The 16,164-nt window shown below is 51.9% G+C and carries 11 protein-coding genes; 7 read left to right on the top strand and 4 right to left on the bottom strand.

Going from position 1 to position 16,164, the window contains the following annotated elements:
- Positions 1–34: 34 nt before the first annotated feature.
- Entirely contained in the window at positions 35–712 is a 678-nt protein-coding gene (locus tag P5706_RS35340) for a hypothetical protein (RefSeq protein ID WP_011923274.1), read from the bottom strand.
- 119 nt (positions 713–831) lie between these two features.
- On the opposite strand from P5706_RS35340, the gene P5706_RS35345 reads away from it, so the two are divergent.
- Genes P5706_RS35345 through P5706_RS35370 form a run of 6 tightly spaced genes read left to right on the top strand, consistent with a single transcriptional unit; the run spans position 832 to position 11,263 of the window.
- Complete coding sequence (locus P5706_RS35345; RefSeq protein ID WP_011923273.1) at positions 832–1,212, top strand: response regulator; 381 nt, start codon at positions 832–834, stop codon at positions 1,210–1,212.
- A complete protein-coding gene (locus tag P5706_RS35350) occupies positions 1,205–1,690 on the top strand; it encodes a chemotaxis protein CheW (protein WP_161952145.1) in 486 nt (161 codons plus the stop codon). The genes P5706_RS35345 and P5706_RS35350 overlap by 8 nt, the downstream gene beginning before the upstream one ends.
- A gap of 22 nt (positions 1,691–1,712) precedes the next feature.
- Positions 1,713–3,704 (top strand): methyl-accepting chemotaxis protein, encoded by a 1,992-nt coding sequence (locus P5706_RS35355; protein WP_153045959.1) that lies wholly within the window; start codon positions 1,713–1,715, stop codon positions 3,702–3,704.
- A 2-nt stretch (positions 3,705–3,706) separates the two neighbouring features.
- The gene (locus tag P5706_RS35360; RefSeq protein WP_011923270.1) at positions 3,707–4,498 is read left to right on the top strand and encodes a CheR family methyltransferase; all 792 of its coding nucleotides are present in this window, start codon (positions 3,707–3,709) and stop codon (positions 4,496–4,498) included.
- The gene (locus P5706_RS35365) at positions 4,491–10,331 is read left to right on the top strand and encodes a hybrid sensor histidine kinase/response regulator (RefSeq protein ID WP_078465874.1); all 5,841 of its coding nucleotides are present in this window, start codon (positions 4,491–4,493) and stop codon (positions 10,329–10,331) included. The genes P5706_RS35360 and P5706_RS35365 overlap by 8 nt, the downstream gene beginning before the upstream one ends.
- A complete protein-coding gene (locus tag P5706_RS35370; RefSeq protein WP_011923268.1) occupies positions 10,328–11,263 on the top strand; it encodes a chemotaxis protein CheB in 936 nt (311 codons plus the stop codon). The genes P5706_RS35365 and P5706_RS35370 overlap by 4 nt, the downstream gene beginning before the upstream one ends.
- A gap of 395 nt (positions 11,264–11,658) precedes the next feature.
- Here the strand turns inward: P5706_RS35370 and P5706_RS35375 are convergent, their stop codons facing one another.
- Both P5706_RS35375 and P5706_RS35380 read right to left on the bottom strand, forming a co-directional pair.
- A complete protein-coding gene (locus P5706_RS35375) occupies positions 11,659–12,660 on the bottom strand; it encodes a hypothetical protein (protein ID WP_078465875.1) in 1,002 nt (333 codons plus the stop codon).
- Between the two features lie 463 nt (positions 12,661–13,123).
- On the bottom strand, positions 13,124–13,672 hold the full coding sequence (locus tag P5706_RS35380) for a hypothetical protein (RefSeq protein WP_078466149.1): 549 nt from the start codon (positions 13,670–13,672) through the stop codon (positions 13,124–13,126).
- A 121-nt stretch (positions 13,673–13,793) separates the two neighbouring features.
- Between P5706_RS35380 and P5706_RS35385 the strand changes: the two genes are divergently transcribed.
- The gene (locus P5706_RS35385; RefSeq protein ID WP_153045960.1) at positions 13,794–14,249 is read left to right on the top strand and encodes a hypothetical protein; all 456 of its coding nucleotides are present in this window, start codon (positions 13,794–13,796) and stop codon (positions 14,247–14,249) included.
- 316 nt (positions 14,250–14,565) lie between these two features.
- On the opposite strand, the gene P5706_RS35390 is transcribed toward P5706_RS35385, so the two are convergent.
- The gene (locus tag P5706_RS35390) at positions 14,566–16,164 is read right to left on the bottom strand and encodes a sigma factor-like helix-turn-helix DNA-binding protein (RefSeq protein ID WP_078465877.1); all 1,599 of its coding nucleotides are present in this window, start codon (positions 16,162–16,164) and stop codon (positions 14,566–14,568) included.

Below are 16,164 nucleotides of genomic sequence, written 5' to 3' on the forward strand. Positions count from 1 at the left end.
CCATGTCGTCGAGGATTGGGTTTCCACAGATCGTTCAGTTCCCGAGCATTGAAGTCCTAGCTCGGAGCATAGTGTCGTCATCGATCAAGCCCCACGGCTTAGGAGTAGGCTTAAACCGGATGAGGAGACCAGGATTCTGGCCCCTTTCAGTGAAGGCGAGGGGATGGGCTATAAAGTGACCGTTGTCGTCCGGCAAAAAGCCATTCACGACGAATGCATCGAGGATAGGCTTGCAAGCTGCTGCCACTGATTCGTGGTCCAAAAGCCTAACTTCTGGGGTTATATAAATCTCTTCCACAATGACTGGGTACTCAGCGCGAGCAAGCCACTCTTTGAAAACTGGCATGCCTTCAAGCTTCATCGCTTCAATTCGTTTAACCCAGGTAGCTTTGAGAGAGGTGCTCTTCGCATCATGCACTCGCAACATCACATTGAGTCCTAGAAGTAGGGCACCTGGGAAAAAGGCACACAAAGACTTAGTCAACGTGTCGAATTCAAACCGATCATTCCGTCCGTCCATATTGGCATCACGCACCTTGCGCATGCGGGTGGTTGCCTTGCTTTCACCTGTCCGGCCAGAGGGTTGGGCGTTTATCTCTGAGCGAGGGGTGGCAGCTGTTTGTGTGTTTGGGGTTAACCCCTGCTTTGCAAGACGCTCAAGAAACTTCGGGTCAGAGGCAAATGCAGATCGATGGTTTGTTTTTGACGGCACTGGGTTCTCCTAAACCCAAGCAACATAACGACTGCCAAAAAAAAACCACCTCAGATTCGCTGATACCCCAGATATGGAGCACCTGAACCTCACTATTAGGGCATAGAAGAGGATTCAATATGCCCAAAATCAGATCTGTCTGCATCGTCGATGATGCCGGCGGTATGCGGAAGCTAGGTATCACGCTGCTTGAAAAACTCGGGTACGAGGTTCACGTCGCTGAGGATGGGTATAAGGCCCTGGCCGTGATCCGAGAAACAAACCCCGACGCATGTTTCATAGACCGTGAAATGCCCCAGCTCGACGGGCTTAGGCTCATCGAGCTACTACGCGGTTGGAAGGATTGGGGTGACAAGCCAATCGCAATGCTTTCAGGTGCAAGCAGCGTTTTCGACCAGCAATCTGGTCTCATAAGCGGAGCCGATCTGTACCTGACTAAACCCTTCACACGGGCGAAGCTTGAACAAGCTCTAACTGAGATGGATGAACTCCTTGAATAGCCTCAAGCAGAAAGGGGGGATGCACTTTGCCGGTTACCGGATAGGTGAAACTTACTGCCTTAGCCCGTCTACTTCGATCATTGCTGTAGATCAGGTGCCGAAGTTGCTCAATCAAATTCCGGGCACCAAGCCGTGGTTGATGGGCGCTGGGAGATTGGGCAGACAACTCCTTCCCTTCGTAAATATTTCACGCTTTTTGAACATATATCGAGACCCCGCCCTAGTTAATGAAGCAGGAGCGGCCCTGTTTGTTAAGGGCGGTGAGGGCGTCGGTAACGTGGCACTTGTCGTAGATGAGATTTGCGAATTCTTACTTGCGAGCGAGCTTCGGGATTGCGATCAGAGTGAATTCATGATCCCCCCAGGGCTTGGTAAGAGCATGCGGAAAGCTGTAACTGCAAGGGGCCGCACCTGGGCCCTCATTGATCTCCCAGCGCTAATAGCAGACGACAAGCTGCAGAACGTTGACCTCACTTGACCCCCACCCGAGATTGGACAGCATGAGTAATAATTCTTCCATCGTTTCACTAGCAACAATTATGGTCCTCCTGTCGGGTGGCGCAGCCGGTTATACCGGGTATCAATTCCTGAAAAACAATACCCAGCAAGGCTTCTTGCTGAAGGCCAGCTACCAAGCACAAACAAGCGCTATGCAGGCCATTTACCTTGCTGAGCGAGCAGCGACAGATAGCAGCTACAACTCAGATATGGCTAATTTAGAAAATGTTGTAGAGAAAGCATTCGCTGCTCTGCGCAACGGTGATCCAGTCCGAGGTATCGAACCAGCTCCACCAGTAGTGCTGGCGAATCTGGAATCACTTCAGAAGGTCTGGGCAGAGATTTCACCATCAATCTCCCAAATTGTTAGCCAGCGTACAGTTACTGATCAATACAGCAGGACTCTGGCTGACACCCAGAGAACCGCAGCCGAGGCTTTAAAAGCTGCGAAGGAGGCTCGTGCGAGCCTTGAAGCATCATCGGCCGGGCCGCAAATCAAGGGGCAGCTTTCTAAGGCTGTGTCGTCGCTGGAAGAAGGCCAGCAAGCTTTGAGCTCGGATGGCGCTATCAACAGCGATACGTTGCGGGCGGCTGCGAGCGCATTCAGCCAGTATGTGACTACATTGGCCAGGCTCGGACAGTCGCTTCCAAAAGATCAAGACTTTATGACCCCCTTGGTCAAAAGCTATCGAGAAGCTGAATCCGTCGTTCGCCTGGTTCAAAAGACCATTGATAACGCATCAGGGGTAAGTGAAAACATTCCGCATGCGAAAACTATTTGGAATGTCCGTGACCGAGTTTCTTCGTCCGCGGCCAGCCTCATCGGTTCAGTTGAAGCACTGCCTGACAGTCGCCCAATGGGGATCACTATCGTCGCAGGCCTGGGCGGATTAACGTTGCTCCTTTCGATTATCTCAATGCTGATGATGCGATCGATCACTAGCAGTCGTACAGAGTCCATTGAGACTCAGGGCCGCCATCAAGAGGTCTCGATAAGCACACGATCTAAGCATTTGAAATTGCTGCTTGATGAGATCGAGTTGGTAGGGCAGGGCAAGCTCAATACACGGTTGACTGAAGACAACGAAGCTACGCGCGATATCGCCAAGGGCCTTAACAAAACATTTGGCAATTTCGCCACAATTCTTGACGAAGTCAAAGAAACAATCATTGGCCTTTCCGCAGCGACTGAGCAAACCCTGATAACTGAGCAGAACGTTGCACAGAATCGTGGCGAGCAGGACAAGGCAATTGAACATATCAGCCAATTGTTTGGCGATCTGTCTCAGTTCATCAACCAGATTGAGGATATGACGTTAGAGACTCAGCAGATCTCTGACGACATGGTGCAGAAGGTTGCCTCGGGTGAATCGTCGGTAACACAGGTTCATGACAACATCCTCGAGCTGCAACAGCAGACCCTGTCAATCCAACACCGCTCGAAACACATGATCGAGAGTTTCCAGGTTCTGGAAACAATTGCGCAGGTTGTTGCAGAGGTAGCCTCCAGGGCCGCGATGCTCTCTTTCAACGCAAACCTTATGGCTGATGAGCTTCAGGATAAGGGGCAGTCGATCCGCATTGCCAACGCAGCAAAGGCAATGTCCCGCCTTAGTGAAGAGACGAAAGATGCGGTCGTGCAAATTAATGTCCAGCTGAAAACAATGAACGATGCCGCACGCGAAAACCAGTCCGCGGTGGATCGTGCGCAGCGTGAAACAGACAAGCTCCGTGATAGGTCGAATGTTGCTCAAGACGCATTGAAAGACATCAAGGACCTGGCTGGTAACCTGACTCTGGGTGCACAGCGTGCAACCGAAGACACAAAACAGCTGAAGGCGAAGTCGAGCGACGTGGGAGATCTTGTAGACAGCGTAAACCAGTACAGCGCTGATAACAGCGCAGCTAGCGAGCAGACAGCCGTCGCAATCAAAAACGTTAACCGACAAGCTCAAGACCTACAGAGCACGATCGCTCAATTCTCCAAGGACTGACGATGAATAGCCTCGATGCACCGGCTGAGCTGGACATATTTGACCGATGGTTAGTGACTATCGAGGCTAGGTTCTCAATACAGATTGATGCTAACCGTCAGGGCGCGTTCAAGAGCGCTCTGACGCGTTTTGTAGAAAGTATTGGTATGGACCTGGAAAGCCTGGATGAACGGCGTAAGTCGGGCCGTGTGGACGCTGAGACATGGTCAATGCTTCTACATCTGGCTACGAACCATGAAACTCGGTTCTTTCGATCGCTGCCAGCCACTGAACGAATCGTCAAGCTATGCGAAGGCATTACCTCGCCGCGGATTCTCTCTGTCGGATGTTCGTCCGGAGAAGAGCCTTTCAGCATTGCTTCCGCGCTACTAGATGCTGGTCACCCGACTTTCAGGGTTCACGGTACCGATGTTTCATCTGTGTGCATAAACACTGCGCGTGAGGGGCTGTACCCAAGGCATGAAGGTGTTGGCTTACTGGCCGCGGCCCCTACCCGCGGTAACAAGATGCGATTTCACAGGTTCGTCCGTGAAATGGTGACGTTTGAGGAGCACAACATTCTGCAAGACAGACCCGTGCAACTGGCGAATCCGAACATCGTAATCACACAGAACATGCTCATCTACTACCGCACAGATACTAGATACGAAATCCTGGACAGACTTTCAGCAATGCTTGTCCCAGGTGGCCACCTCATCACCGGCCCCGGGGAGACCCTCAATTGGTCTCACCCATTCATGACCCGTATTCCAAACAGTAATCCCAACGTATTCCAAAGGTCTGTCGATGTCTAACAAACTGCGTATCGCCCAACTGACTTGGCTTCGGGCTCCTATACAGAAGAGCGTCGACACGACCAAGTTGCAGCTTGAAGTCTTTAATAAAAAGTCAAAAGCTTTAGCGAGTCCTCCACCCGATGCCGAGCCTGTTTGGTTTGAAAACCAAAAGAAGGATCGCGATGCTGCATTCAAAAATGTCGAGATCGAGGTCAAGCATATCCATGCCGCGCTCGATGTTGCTGAGTGCATCGGCGGCAGTGCCTTAGCACTCGAAGTGAAGATCATCGTTACAAACATTGCAGATCATCGACTAGCTCAAGAGAAGATTGAGCAGGCGCTCGTCTCAATAATGGGTAGTCTTCTGACCATACCGAAGTTTCTGGGTATGGTTGTGGACGGCGCGCCAGATAGCGCTGGCATCCTTGCTAAACAGATCAACGAATTGAGGGAGCTCCGTGGGGTTCCACTACTGGAAGAGGACAACCTTCTTCCACCCGATGTGGAGTTCGTCTACGTCGAGCCACCACATCGAAACCGCGATGTTTCTGACGATGAACGTCAGGATGTCTTTGGTCGTTCGCCCAAGCGATTTCAAACCGCATTCAGCGCGTACATGACCAACCAGAATAAAGCTGCGGTTATCGAACTGCGCGACATTCTTCGAGAACTTCAGGTCGTAACAAGCGATTTGGAAGTCGGTTGCTTTTGGTGGGTCGGGGAGTGCCTGACTGAAGCACTTGCTTGTGGTGCTATCCGAGCGGCTGGCGATACCCTTTCAAAAATTCGTATGCTATCTGTTGCCATTCAGAAAGCCGAGTCTGACGGAGAGGATGGTGCTAAAGCGACGCTAGGTGTCACAAGATTCAAATCCCTGCTTTCTGTCTTAAGCATGTCCGCGAAGCTACCCCAGTCCATCGAAGACGTGTTGGCCGTATTCAACGTCAGAAAGTCAGTGGACGCTACCTCGCTCGCGGAGCTTCAAGCCCGTATTGAAACCGCCAGTGCTGACTCGATAAAGGATGTGGTAGTCGAGCTCAAACCTCTGCTGGAAACCTCTATGGTTTCCCTTGGCCGGGCGATCATCAGCAAATCGCCGCTGACGTTTGATGCCCAGATTGCGACCTTCAGGGCCTCCATCCGGCAGGTAGCCAGCGTGTTCTACATGGTGAACGAGAGCGAGATGGCTGCTGTCGCGGCGCAATCGCTAGCGAGAGTGGAGAAGGTGTCCACCGTGGACGGTTTCACAACTGAAGTGATTGAGAAGCTGAAGTCGGATTTCATGTTCCTTGATGAACACATCCGACGCCTGGACTCAAACGAATCGATTCAATCATTGCGTATTCCAGGGGTAAAACCTGACGTCATCGCCAGCGTTGTGGAGCAATCCATCAAAGAGTTGGCACTCACCCGACGCTCGATCACCGATCACTTGGATAGCGGCGCAGGCATCGAGGATTTGAGATCAGGCCTAAACTGCTTGGTAGGCGCCAGCGCCGCACTGTCCTTCACGGGATTGACTCGTGCAGGTCTTGTTCTCAATGGGTCATGCCAGGGCTTCCTGAGTCAGATGACTGAACAGGGGATCAAAGGGTCCACTGCGGTAGATATGTCGGCACGGGCACTTGTAGCCGTCGAGAGTTACCTTGCGGCCATTCTGGCCGGCATGGCACCGTCCCCTACCCTCATGACACGGGCTGAAGAAGCACTTAGCGAGCTGAACATCCAGGTTGAGCACGTTGATGTTGTATCTCCCTCAGAATTGATGGAAAAGTTTGAGGCAGCAATCGCTACCGACGAAGTTAATGAGAGCGACGAAAATCACTTCCTCTCAGAAATCTTTGAGCTCAGAAAGATCTTCGAGCCCGTACTGCTCAAACCAGATGTTCGCGATAGAAAGACAATGGAGCAGCTGTACAAAGCCGCGGACCGTTTGGCGATGGGTGCGAAACTGTATGGGTTCGACTCATTCCACCGCCTTGCAAGAGCAATGGGCACGTTCAGTCAGACGGTTAATAACCATTCACGAGATGAGGGTTTCAATCGCACCGAAGCTGACGCTTTAGTCGTTTCGTCCCTCCAGATGATTTTCCGTTGCATGGACGAATACTCTGCTCGCGGTAAGGTCTCTATCTTCACTAGGGATATGGAGAAAGCCCTACTTGCCCAGTCCGATCCAGGCATCGTCCAAGCACTCGACGAACCCCAAATTACCAACCACGACGTGAATCAGAATCCTGACTCCTCAGATACTAGTTCGGTGCTGGTTGGTGAGTTGGTTGAACTCGATACTGTTACTGAGCTCCGCGAATATCCAGAAGGCATCGACGGCGGCCACATCGAACTCTACCGTGAGGAATTCGTCCTCTACCACGGGATTCTCCTGTCATTTAGCGAGGCCAGCCAACCTCATCTGACTCGTGACATTTGCAGAGCTGCGCATTCAATTCACGGCATCTCAGGGTCTGTGAATTGTGAGGTATTGCACGAGGTATACGGCGTCCTAGAGTCTCGTTTTGAGGTTCTGTTCACGGCTGGCAAAGCGCTAACGGCCGACGACATATCGGTGCTTACCGACGTACTCGCGCAGACGCATAAGTACATGTTGGATTTCCCGTGGGTGTCTGAGACTTCGCGCTTAGGTGCATGGGTCACGATGGCTGCCTCGATTGGAGATGACATTGAGGAAGCGGAATTCACTGAAATGCCTGCCGCGATTGCTAAGCCGCCAACCGAGCAGAAGGTGGAGGTTTTCGCAAGGCACGACAAATCGGAAGGTGATTCTGAGGAGCAAAAAATTCCGCATGCAGAATCTTTTTTGACCAACGACACAGGACCGACCCATGGTGAGGAAGTTGAAGCAGTCACCATTCAAGCGTCTATGGAGATTCCTCCAGAGTACAACGAGGATTTCCAGTTCTATCTAGATGAAGCTGAGGATGTGTTCCCCGATCTCGAAAGCAACGTTGCAGCCTGGCTCGAGGATATGAACGATAAAGATTTGGTGCTGACCATCAAACGCAATATGCACACCCTGAAAGGTGCAGCGTTGATGGCGGAAGCACAATCGATTGCAGCAATTACGCATTCGATGGAAAGTCTGTTTGAAAGCCTTTCAATTAAGCTTATCAATCCAAGTCCAGCGTGCGCTCAGCTAGTTATGCTGGTGATGCAAGCTATTACGGCGATGACGGAGGATGTTAAGAAGGGCCGTGGATACTCAATACCGAGTGCCCTGATTCAATGCCTTGAACAATCCGTAAATACAAACACAATCGATCTGTCTTTACTCCATTCAGATCAAGCAATTCCCGGTGCTCAACTCGAGGCACAGATTCAGACCGTGATCCCAAGCGAGCCCGTTCTTGAGCCTGCCACCGAAGACCAAACCAGTCTCGAGCAGCCTCATGACACAGGCGAAGTACCGGAACAAATGCCGGAGGTAACGTTCCTCGATGAGGTCAGCGCTGATCAAGCTGAAACCAAACCGGCTCGGAAGAAACGAGGTGGCCGCGGAAAAGGTGGCAGGGGCCAAGCTTCAACGGCTGCTGCCGAGATGGAAACTGATGGCGAGTATGGCCCAGCTGTACGTGAGCATAGCGTTCAGGGAGGCATAAATAATGAGGAAATCACCACTGATGACGCCGAGCAGGCGACAGTCTTAAACATTCCTCAAGCACCTGAACAGCTGATTCAGTCCGACGATATCGTAGCGAAAGAATCAACTGCTGATCAAAATCCTGTGCAGGAATCCCAACCTCAGCGGGAGACTGATGACCAAAACCAAATCGCCCCTAGCAAAAAGATTTCGCATGCGAAATCTTTTGAGGACGATCCAGTACGAGCCGAATACGCCCGCCAAGCTTCCGAGGCATTCGACAGGCTCTACACCATTAAAATGGACAGCGATATTGAAGTCGAACAACCGATCGTCTCTAACGCTGTACTAGACCTGCTAGGGCGTGAGCAGGCCCAGGCCAGTAATGAGGGCAAGAAATCTAACGGGGGTACCTCCGAAAAGATCCGTGTAGAACTTCATCTGTTAGAGGCTGCTGCGGAAAGGGCTTCGGAATTGGTCGCGGTACGCTACCGTCTTAGTGCCCTGAACGAAGAGGCGCACATCCGGCTAACCGGTGCCCGGGAATTACTTGAAGCCAACAGTCTTCAACACGGTCAGCTTACGACGGCCCTCAGGAGCTTCTTCAACAATCAACCTCAGGCCCGGAAATTTGAGGATGCTGCTGAAGCAGATTTAGAGCGGTTCAATGACCTTTCTGCGATGCATGTTGCAATGGGTGCACAAGTAGATGAAGTCCGTGAACAGGTTCACGAGATCTTCTCGTACATCCGCCAAATGCGAAATGCTCTCTATGAGCTTGATCCCGCCCTAATCGGACTCCAGCGAGATCTGCTCCATTCTCGCCTGGTACCATTCCTCAACGCCAGACAGAAGCTGACAGGGGCTGCGAAGACAGCCGCGAAAGCAACTGGCAAGGAAGTTGAAGCGACGATGGCGGGTGAAGAAGTCATCATGGATAAGATGATGCTGGACGCAATATCTGACCCTTTGACTCATATTATTCGGAACGCCATAGACCACGGTATCGAACCCCCTGCCGAACGTTTGAGGCTTGGTAAGCCGGAATTAGGCTCTGTAAACATCAAAGCATCCCGCCGGGCTAAACACATCGTTCTCGAGATCAGTGACGACGGTCGAGGCATTGATGTTGAAGCCGTACACCGTAAAGCCATTGAGATGAAGATCATCTCCAATAGCGATCAACTGAGCCGTGCCGAGATCATGCGACTGATCACACATAGCGGTTTTTCGACCGCGGCTAAGCTGACGCATGTCTCGGGCAGGGGTGTTGGGATGGACATCGTTGCAACCACTGTTGAGGGGCTTGGGGGTCGCCTCTATATCGAAAGTGAGAAGGGTATCGGCACTCGGTTTCTGATTGAGTTGCCATTCACAATCGGCTCTAACAAAGCAATGATAGTGAGCTCTGGCAGCCAATGGTTTGCGATTCAGAGCTATTCAATGGTTCAAGTATTACTTGTATCTCGTAGTTCCCTGGCAGCGCAAAGAGCAGCTAATGGCTTTGCTACTGTCACGTACGACGACCGCAGCTTCGACGTCGTTCACCTAGCAGATCTGGTCGCTATGCCGGACTCACGCAGTGCCGATCAGAAAGGAGGGGATGTAACAGTCATTCTTTGCCAGCAAGGTGATGAACGGATAGCTATCGAGGTGGCTGAAGTCGACTCTATGCCAGAAATCCACATCAGAAAGCTTGAAGGTATGCTCGCGAATGTCCGTGGATTGGTGGGTGAGACAGAGATGCAAGATGGCAGTCCTGTCTTCGTGCTGGACGTAATGGAAATGGCTCGACTGAATCTCAAGCAAGGTTCGAAAGGGTATCAAGTTCGACAAAATCGCGTTCGTTCGCTGAAGCGTGAAAAAAAGCCAACTGTTTTGGTAGTAGACGACTCAAGAAGCTACCGCAGTCAACTTGAGCGAATCTTCACCGGATTCGGATACACCGTCATAACTGCAGTCGACGGTCAGAACGCGTTGCACAAGTTGGGCTTAATCGATAAGCCGGACCTGATGCTGGTTGATGTTGAGATGCCGAATATGAACGGTTTCGAGTTCACTGAGGCGATCAGGCGCAAGCCGGAATTTGACGACACTCCAATCATCATGATCACTACACGTACGGGCCTTGAAGAAAAAGCGATGCGGGCCGGCGTGACCAAGTATCTACTCAAACCTTGTGATGCACCGTCTCTTCAACAGGCTGTAGCTCAGATCAAGGCGCAGAAATCGATGGAGGAATCCGCAGCATGAGAGTTGGCGTAGTAAGTACGGATGAGGTGCAAAAGGCGTTGTTCACTGAGCTTCTTGCACCACTGGTCGGCGACCTGATCATGTATGACGTTTCGCATGCGAAAGATGGCGACCTGGAAATCAGCAATGCACATATCCTGCTGATAGACATGGCGGACTCGAACGTCGTGGAATGTGAGGAGGTGATGGAGGCACTGGGCCGCGAAGAGCCCATCTGTCTTGTGCACGATAAGAATCTGTATGCCATGGCTCAACGTGATCGTATCTCATGGCGAAACCGTACGATCGAAGAAATCAAATTGGCTCTGCCTGACCTAGCCAACGAATTGGATGAAAAAAAGGATGAGGCGGACAATAAGAACGTGCCCGACCTTTGGATCATTGGTGCGAGCTCAGGTGGACCGCAGGCGCTGCGTCAGTTCTTTGGTGATCTTCCAAGGATGCCCATTTCAATTTTCGTTGCCCAGCACATGTCAGAAGCTGGATACAGTCAGATGCTGGCACGCTTGAAGGATGTTGCTCCGGGGTGGGGAGTTCAATCAGCGGAGTCAGGCATGAAAATCAAGCCTAACTCCGTGTACCTGGTTCCGCGCGATAACACGATTGTGATCAATGCTGGTGTGATCCACCTTCAGCCATACAGCGCTCAATCTGTGTCATTCAACCCATGCATAGATGCAGTGATTCGTTCTGTCTTCGACTGTCACCCGCACCTCGGGGTGATCATTTTGTCAGGCATGGGAATGGATGGGTCTGGTGGGATCAGAACGATCAAGGGCAAAGCAAAAATGATCATGGCCCAAGATCACGAATCATCTGGGGCTAAGAGTATGCCGGACACTGCTCGCAATACCGGCGCGGTTCAGTATTCGGCGAACCCTGAGGGACTGGCCCGAAAGCTTGCCCAAATTTACGGACAAAAAACATTCTGATTCAAAGGCTACCCAAGGGTAGCCTTTTTTTTCGAGAGTTAGTTGTTGTGCCGGTTGGGAGCGGAACGAAGCAAGTCACCGATTGCCGTACGCTGATCTTCAACGCAGCGGCTTGCGACTTCATGAATTAAGTCCAGGGCGCCTGGATTCGAAGTGGCAATCAAGTCCAGGAGAAACTGCAACTGCTGATCTGAGTCGACGGGGTAGTCGGCAGGTGGGAATTCAGCCCTGAGAAGCGTCTGAGGTCCCATTTTTGTGGTCACCTGTATGCAGGTATTCGGCATCAGGGTAGCGAAATTGCGTAGGAGGGGAGAGGTATTGATTTGAACGCTTGGCATAGTGTGATCCTCATGGTCGGGACCACTCTATGCGCTAAATCACGTGCCAGAAGCCCATCAGCCACACGTTTGTGGAGTACAGAAACCCATGATCTCATCATAGGATTTGCAGCAAACAACTGGGACCCACCACACAAAGGTATAGATCTCCTCCAGCGATACTGGCCACAACCGCATCTGGGTATCCAGAAGCAAGCTACCAGCCTCAAACCCTACAGTTACCCCTGGTGACGTCTGCTGAAGCTTTCCGACCGAAAGAGAGGCATTGAAAGGGAAAGAACCAACAGAAAAGCCACTGACATGAATTGCTCGGTAGGCAGCCTTTCCTGCGGCAATTGCCGCATTGTCATCGTGATCAGCCATTTGCCGCGGATAAAGGGCTCCCCACCTGGTGCCTATGCAGATCTCCGACCCAAAAAGGGAAACGCTGGATGTCAGAGGATTTGTGCATGCCACCATACCCAAGGCGGAAGCAACACCGATATCTCTGCACCCGGTGTTCCAAGTGGGGTCAAATTCAGTGTCATAGATCATTTTTGGAAAGCAACTAGGCAAGGCTTGGTTGAACGCATTGAGCGCTTTGCTTTGGAGGACATTAGATGCCGCTCCGCATACATCAAGGATATTGGTCAACCCAACATTCGAGGTCCGAGCCATATCAGGCCCGCAAAGCTTGCAGCTTTGATAGGCCATAGCGATATCAAGGGCCCAGTCAGGGATCTCCCAAAGTCGCACATGCATTGAGGTGTAGTCGTTGTTATCAGTGCCGGCACTGAGCGGACCGCTGATGGGCTGACCCAAGGCGGTATCGCCCCCGCCTTTGATCACTTCACAGATGGCTACAGGCTGATAGTGGGACACGATGAGGTAATCCTCACACCACCAGCAACAAGGGCCATAAACCATATAGCTGAGGGTGACAGGATCAATGACAAGAAGGGTCGCTAGTGATGTTACTGCAGCTTCGGCATCTTCCGGCTTAAGCCCAAGGCCCAGACCAGACGCAGCTGCTAGAGCGGTAACCGCAGAAAGCTTGTTGAATTCGCGTCGAGTGGTCATCCCAATCTCCAAAAAGGAATCTTTACCTAATAGTGGAGTTGGAGTGCCCTAAAACGGGCTAAGGAATGTTGGTTACGGGTACGTGCGAAGGCCAATGCAACGCATCGGCCGTATCGTCAGAGTCGCACCCTTGCCCTACGCCCAAGGCAGCAGCGATCTTGACGGATAAGTGGTAGCCAGCTTCCAGGTCTGGAGATGGATCAAGAACCGATACCGTGGAGTCTGGATTGGCCGCCTGGTACAAATAGCCAAGGGGGTTTCGGACTAAGCCACAGCTAGATCGCCCATCATTGTGTTCGAGAGCGACGCAAGGTCCAGAGGTACAGTTCAAGTAGGTGCTGGCCAGCATGCAAGGTTCAACCGTGCAGCAATAGCCACATCCGTTGCAGGGCTGACCCAATCTAGGTTTTGAGAGGGTAAAGGGATTGATCATTATGGAGTCGACCTCCCACTCAATGTCGAGTCAATTTAGGGCGAATGACATGCCACGGAATGGAACACTCACCAAAGGCGCCTGACCATCGAGGCTCATATCTTCGTCAAATGAGGGGTTCATAACGTGCACAGTGGGGTCGGAAGCGTCCATCCGGACAAGCACGAGCACTCGCTCTGCGTCAGTCTGTGGACAGCGGCCTGTAACGTAGACATCGTGCTCAGATACGTAAGCGCAGATTCGACTGCGATACCGGTCCGCCCCGAACTCGCCCTTTCGCGGTTTAAGCGCAACAAGCGCACCTGATACGTTCATTGAGAGGTCGTGCTGTACCTCAAACATCAAATCGCCAACCTGGGCTTGGCCCTCAGTGCTCCAAACATCACCCTCAAACGAGAAGGAGGCTTCCCCCGTCTCACCCATGGCGGTTTCAGCTTGGAGGAGCTGCTTGAACTGAGCGAGTGCCATCGCGCAAAACTCCTCAGCATTGACATGCGCGGGGAGTGTGACGTTAAGCACACCATTGAAGTTTACTGGAAGGCTGATGCTTTGGGTCTGTTCGCTGCGTACTGTGTTCATGGTGATGCCCTTGAGAGAATGACTTGAGTATCCGCTCAGCGAGCTGTGCCACCAGCGAAAACCACATAAAATGGGGTAGTGGGTGGCCACTATTAGGGTATTAGCAACGGGAGAATTTGTCGTGATTGATGTGCCATCGAATTTGATTTGGATTGTAGGCTTAGTGTTGCTCGTAATTGCCTTGGCGTTCCTTTGGAACCTGAAGCTGAGCAACCATGCGTCCGAGGCGCAGCATTATGAGCATCCTCCTGAATTGTCGCATCCAGTGAATGAGGTACGGAGATACAAAGGCATGCCGGTTCTTGCGCCCGCGCCACCTCCTGTAGAGATCATCCTGGAAACTGAAACAGTTACTGTAGAGGAGGTCAAAACGGAAGAGTCCAAAATCGACAACCTCAATGAGGTGCCTGACTGCGAGGATGCGGAACGCATGCTTTCGCTGGCATGGAAACTTGAGGTGAACGGTGATTTTGAAGGTCGTGATGAGTTCGCAGGCATGGTCGTAGAGAAACAGGATGCGTCACCACGTCAACGAGACCGTGCCCAAGCCATGTTGCGCCGTGACAGCATGGCCTGAAAACCTTGAACATCTTCAGATGCCTGGAAGTCCTCAACAGAGTGACCGAGCATCGTTGAGAAATCCTCATCGAATCGATCCCCAGTCGGACTCTTGCGCCACTTACACGCCCCCGATGAGACCGTAACGACACAGTCACTGATTCGCTGGATACCTACCAGGCAATCAATGCACTTGATGGCCATTAAGGACACGTTCGAGGCCGATGATCGAATCGTGAAATAAACCTGCCCGTTACTCATAAGATCGGCCCCCACGAAGGTTCCCATAACGCCCTGGACTTCTACGTCGGCCCCAGGAAGAGGCAAGCGATCGTTCACATGTCACCCCACATTTCGAAGAGCGTCTCAGCGAATTCAGAGTCGCGAATTTTACTCAAAGCCTGGATCTCCAACTGACGCACTCGTTCTTTCGAGAGGTTCATTTCGACCGATAGTTCTGCCAAGGTTTTTTCACGGGCGTCGCCCATGCCGAAGCGATTGACGATTACGAAGATCTCGCGCTGAGTTAGAACGTCTCCCAGGGCGCTTTCTACAAACTGGCGCATGCTGTCTTCTTCGATCTCAGACATGAAATCGTTGTTGGTGTCAGCGAGCAGCTCATGAAGGCCATCTGCATCTGAAGAGTCAGTGCCCTGGAACGCTGTGTCGAGCGATCTCTGACCGCCGGCGAAGTGGACAAGGTCACGAACAACGTCCTGCTCCAGCTTCGTTGCCTCGGCCAGGGAATTGATAGACACGTTTGGCTGATCACGAAGCATATTAGAAATCATGCGACGGTGTTTATGCATACCTTCGGGTAGGCGGATGGACTCTTGGTCAGCCAGATCTCGACTGATGGATACATTGATCCAAGTGAGCGCGATCGTCGAGAAACGGAAACCCATCTCAGGCGCAAATCTGTAAACCGCACGAGTCAATCCCATGTTGGCTGCAGACCGAGCAATTTCCTTGTCCGCAAAACGGAAGCGGCCGATTTGCTGCTCTACCAGACGAACATTTGCATTGGTGAAGATATCAGCGCATTTCTCAATATCACGATCAACGCGGTTGAAAACGGACCACGCGGAAAGAATCTCAATGGCTGGTGCTTCGCCGGTGGACGCAGCGTCAAGGATTGCTTGCTGACGGCTGGTGATACCGAGACGGAGTTTCTTCATCGCAGCTGGGGGGAAAAGCTTAAGCTCATAGCCGCCAGAGATCAGTAATGCCGGAATCAGCTTAGGTGATGTCCAGTTGCCAGAGATGATCCCTTCAACCTTGATCTTAGAAATCCGAACCTCGTCGCAGATAAACTTGATCAGATCACGAGTGCGAGCACTCAACTCCTTGCAGTTGACGCGAAATTGATCAGCCGCACGATTCAAGATGTAGTCGTATGGAACGATCTCAGCGAGTTTCAAACGCAGCTCATCGCGAACAGCAGCGCTGAAGAGAGTGCCGTCCATGCCTTCGGCCGCATAGCCCCGCAATTCGCTAATCAGGGTTCGGATCGTGTTCAGCTTGCGTCGAACAAGTGAGGCGAATTTCTGATCAGCAATAGCCTTTGCATTCTTGTGAGCCTCTTTGGCTGAGTAGTCGCCTTCAGGCAGGGTACCAACACGTAACCAGGCACCGTCGTGGTAGATCAGCGCAACCGCTTTGTCGACCTTGTCCTTCTCGCCCATGGCATCCCAGATCTCCTTGACCATCGAAGAGACAATGCTCGTATCGACGGCCAATGCCCGTACCAGGTCCAGTTGACCCATGAGGATCCGGAAGCCCAGAGCTTGCTCATCTTGAGCGCTCAGGAGCCCCTTTGGGCCATCGAGGCTTGGAAGTGCCGGGGTCTGGGTAGGCAGATCGAAGCCCCTACCAATACGTGGCTCTGCCGGGCTTTGGTGTTGTGTTGAAAGCTGGATCGCAACATTGCTCAT

The sequence above is a fragment of the Pseudomonas sp. ChxA genome, from assembly GCF_030263855.1.
Lineage (GTDB): Bacteria > Pseudomonadota > Gammaproteobacteria > Pseudomonadales > Pseudomonadaceae > Aquipseudomonas > Aquipseudomonas fluorescens_CB.

Bases quoted from the DNA above. Each gene is read 5' to 3' on its own strand.
- P5706_RS35345 (WP_011923273.1), top strand. From the start codon at position 832: ATGCCCAAAATCAGATCTGTCTGCATCGTCGATGATGCCGGCGGTATG.
- P5706_RS35355 (WP_153045959.1), top strand. From the start codon at position 1,713: ATGAGTAATAATTCTTCCATCGTTTCACTAGCAACAATTATGGTCCTC.
- P5706_RS35360 (WP_011923270.1), top strand. From the start codon at position 3,707: ATGAATAGCCTCGATGCACCGGCTGAGCTGGACATATTTGACCGATGG.
- P5706_RS35365 (WP_078465874.1), top strand. From the start codon at position 4,491: ATGTCTAACAAACTGCGTATCGCCCAACTGACTTGGCTTCGGGCTCCT.
- P5706_RS35370 (WP_011923268.1), top strand. From the start codon at position 10,328: ATGAGAGTTGGCGTAGTAAGTACGGATGAGGTGCAAAAGGCGTTGTTC.
- P5706_RS35375 (WP_078465875.1), bottom strand. From the start codon at position 12,660: ATGACCACTCGACGCGAATTCAACAAGCTTTCTGCGGTTACCGCTCTA.
- P5706_RS35380 (WP_078466149.1), bottom strand. From the start codon at position 13,672: ATGAACACAGTACGCAGCGAACAGACCCAAAGCATCAGCCTTCCAGTA.
- P5706_RS35390 (WP_078465877.1), bottom strand. From the start codon at position 16,164: ATGAGCAATGTTGCGATCCAGCTTTCAACACAACACCAAAGCCCGGCA.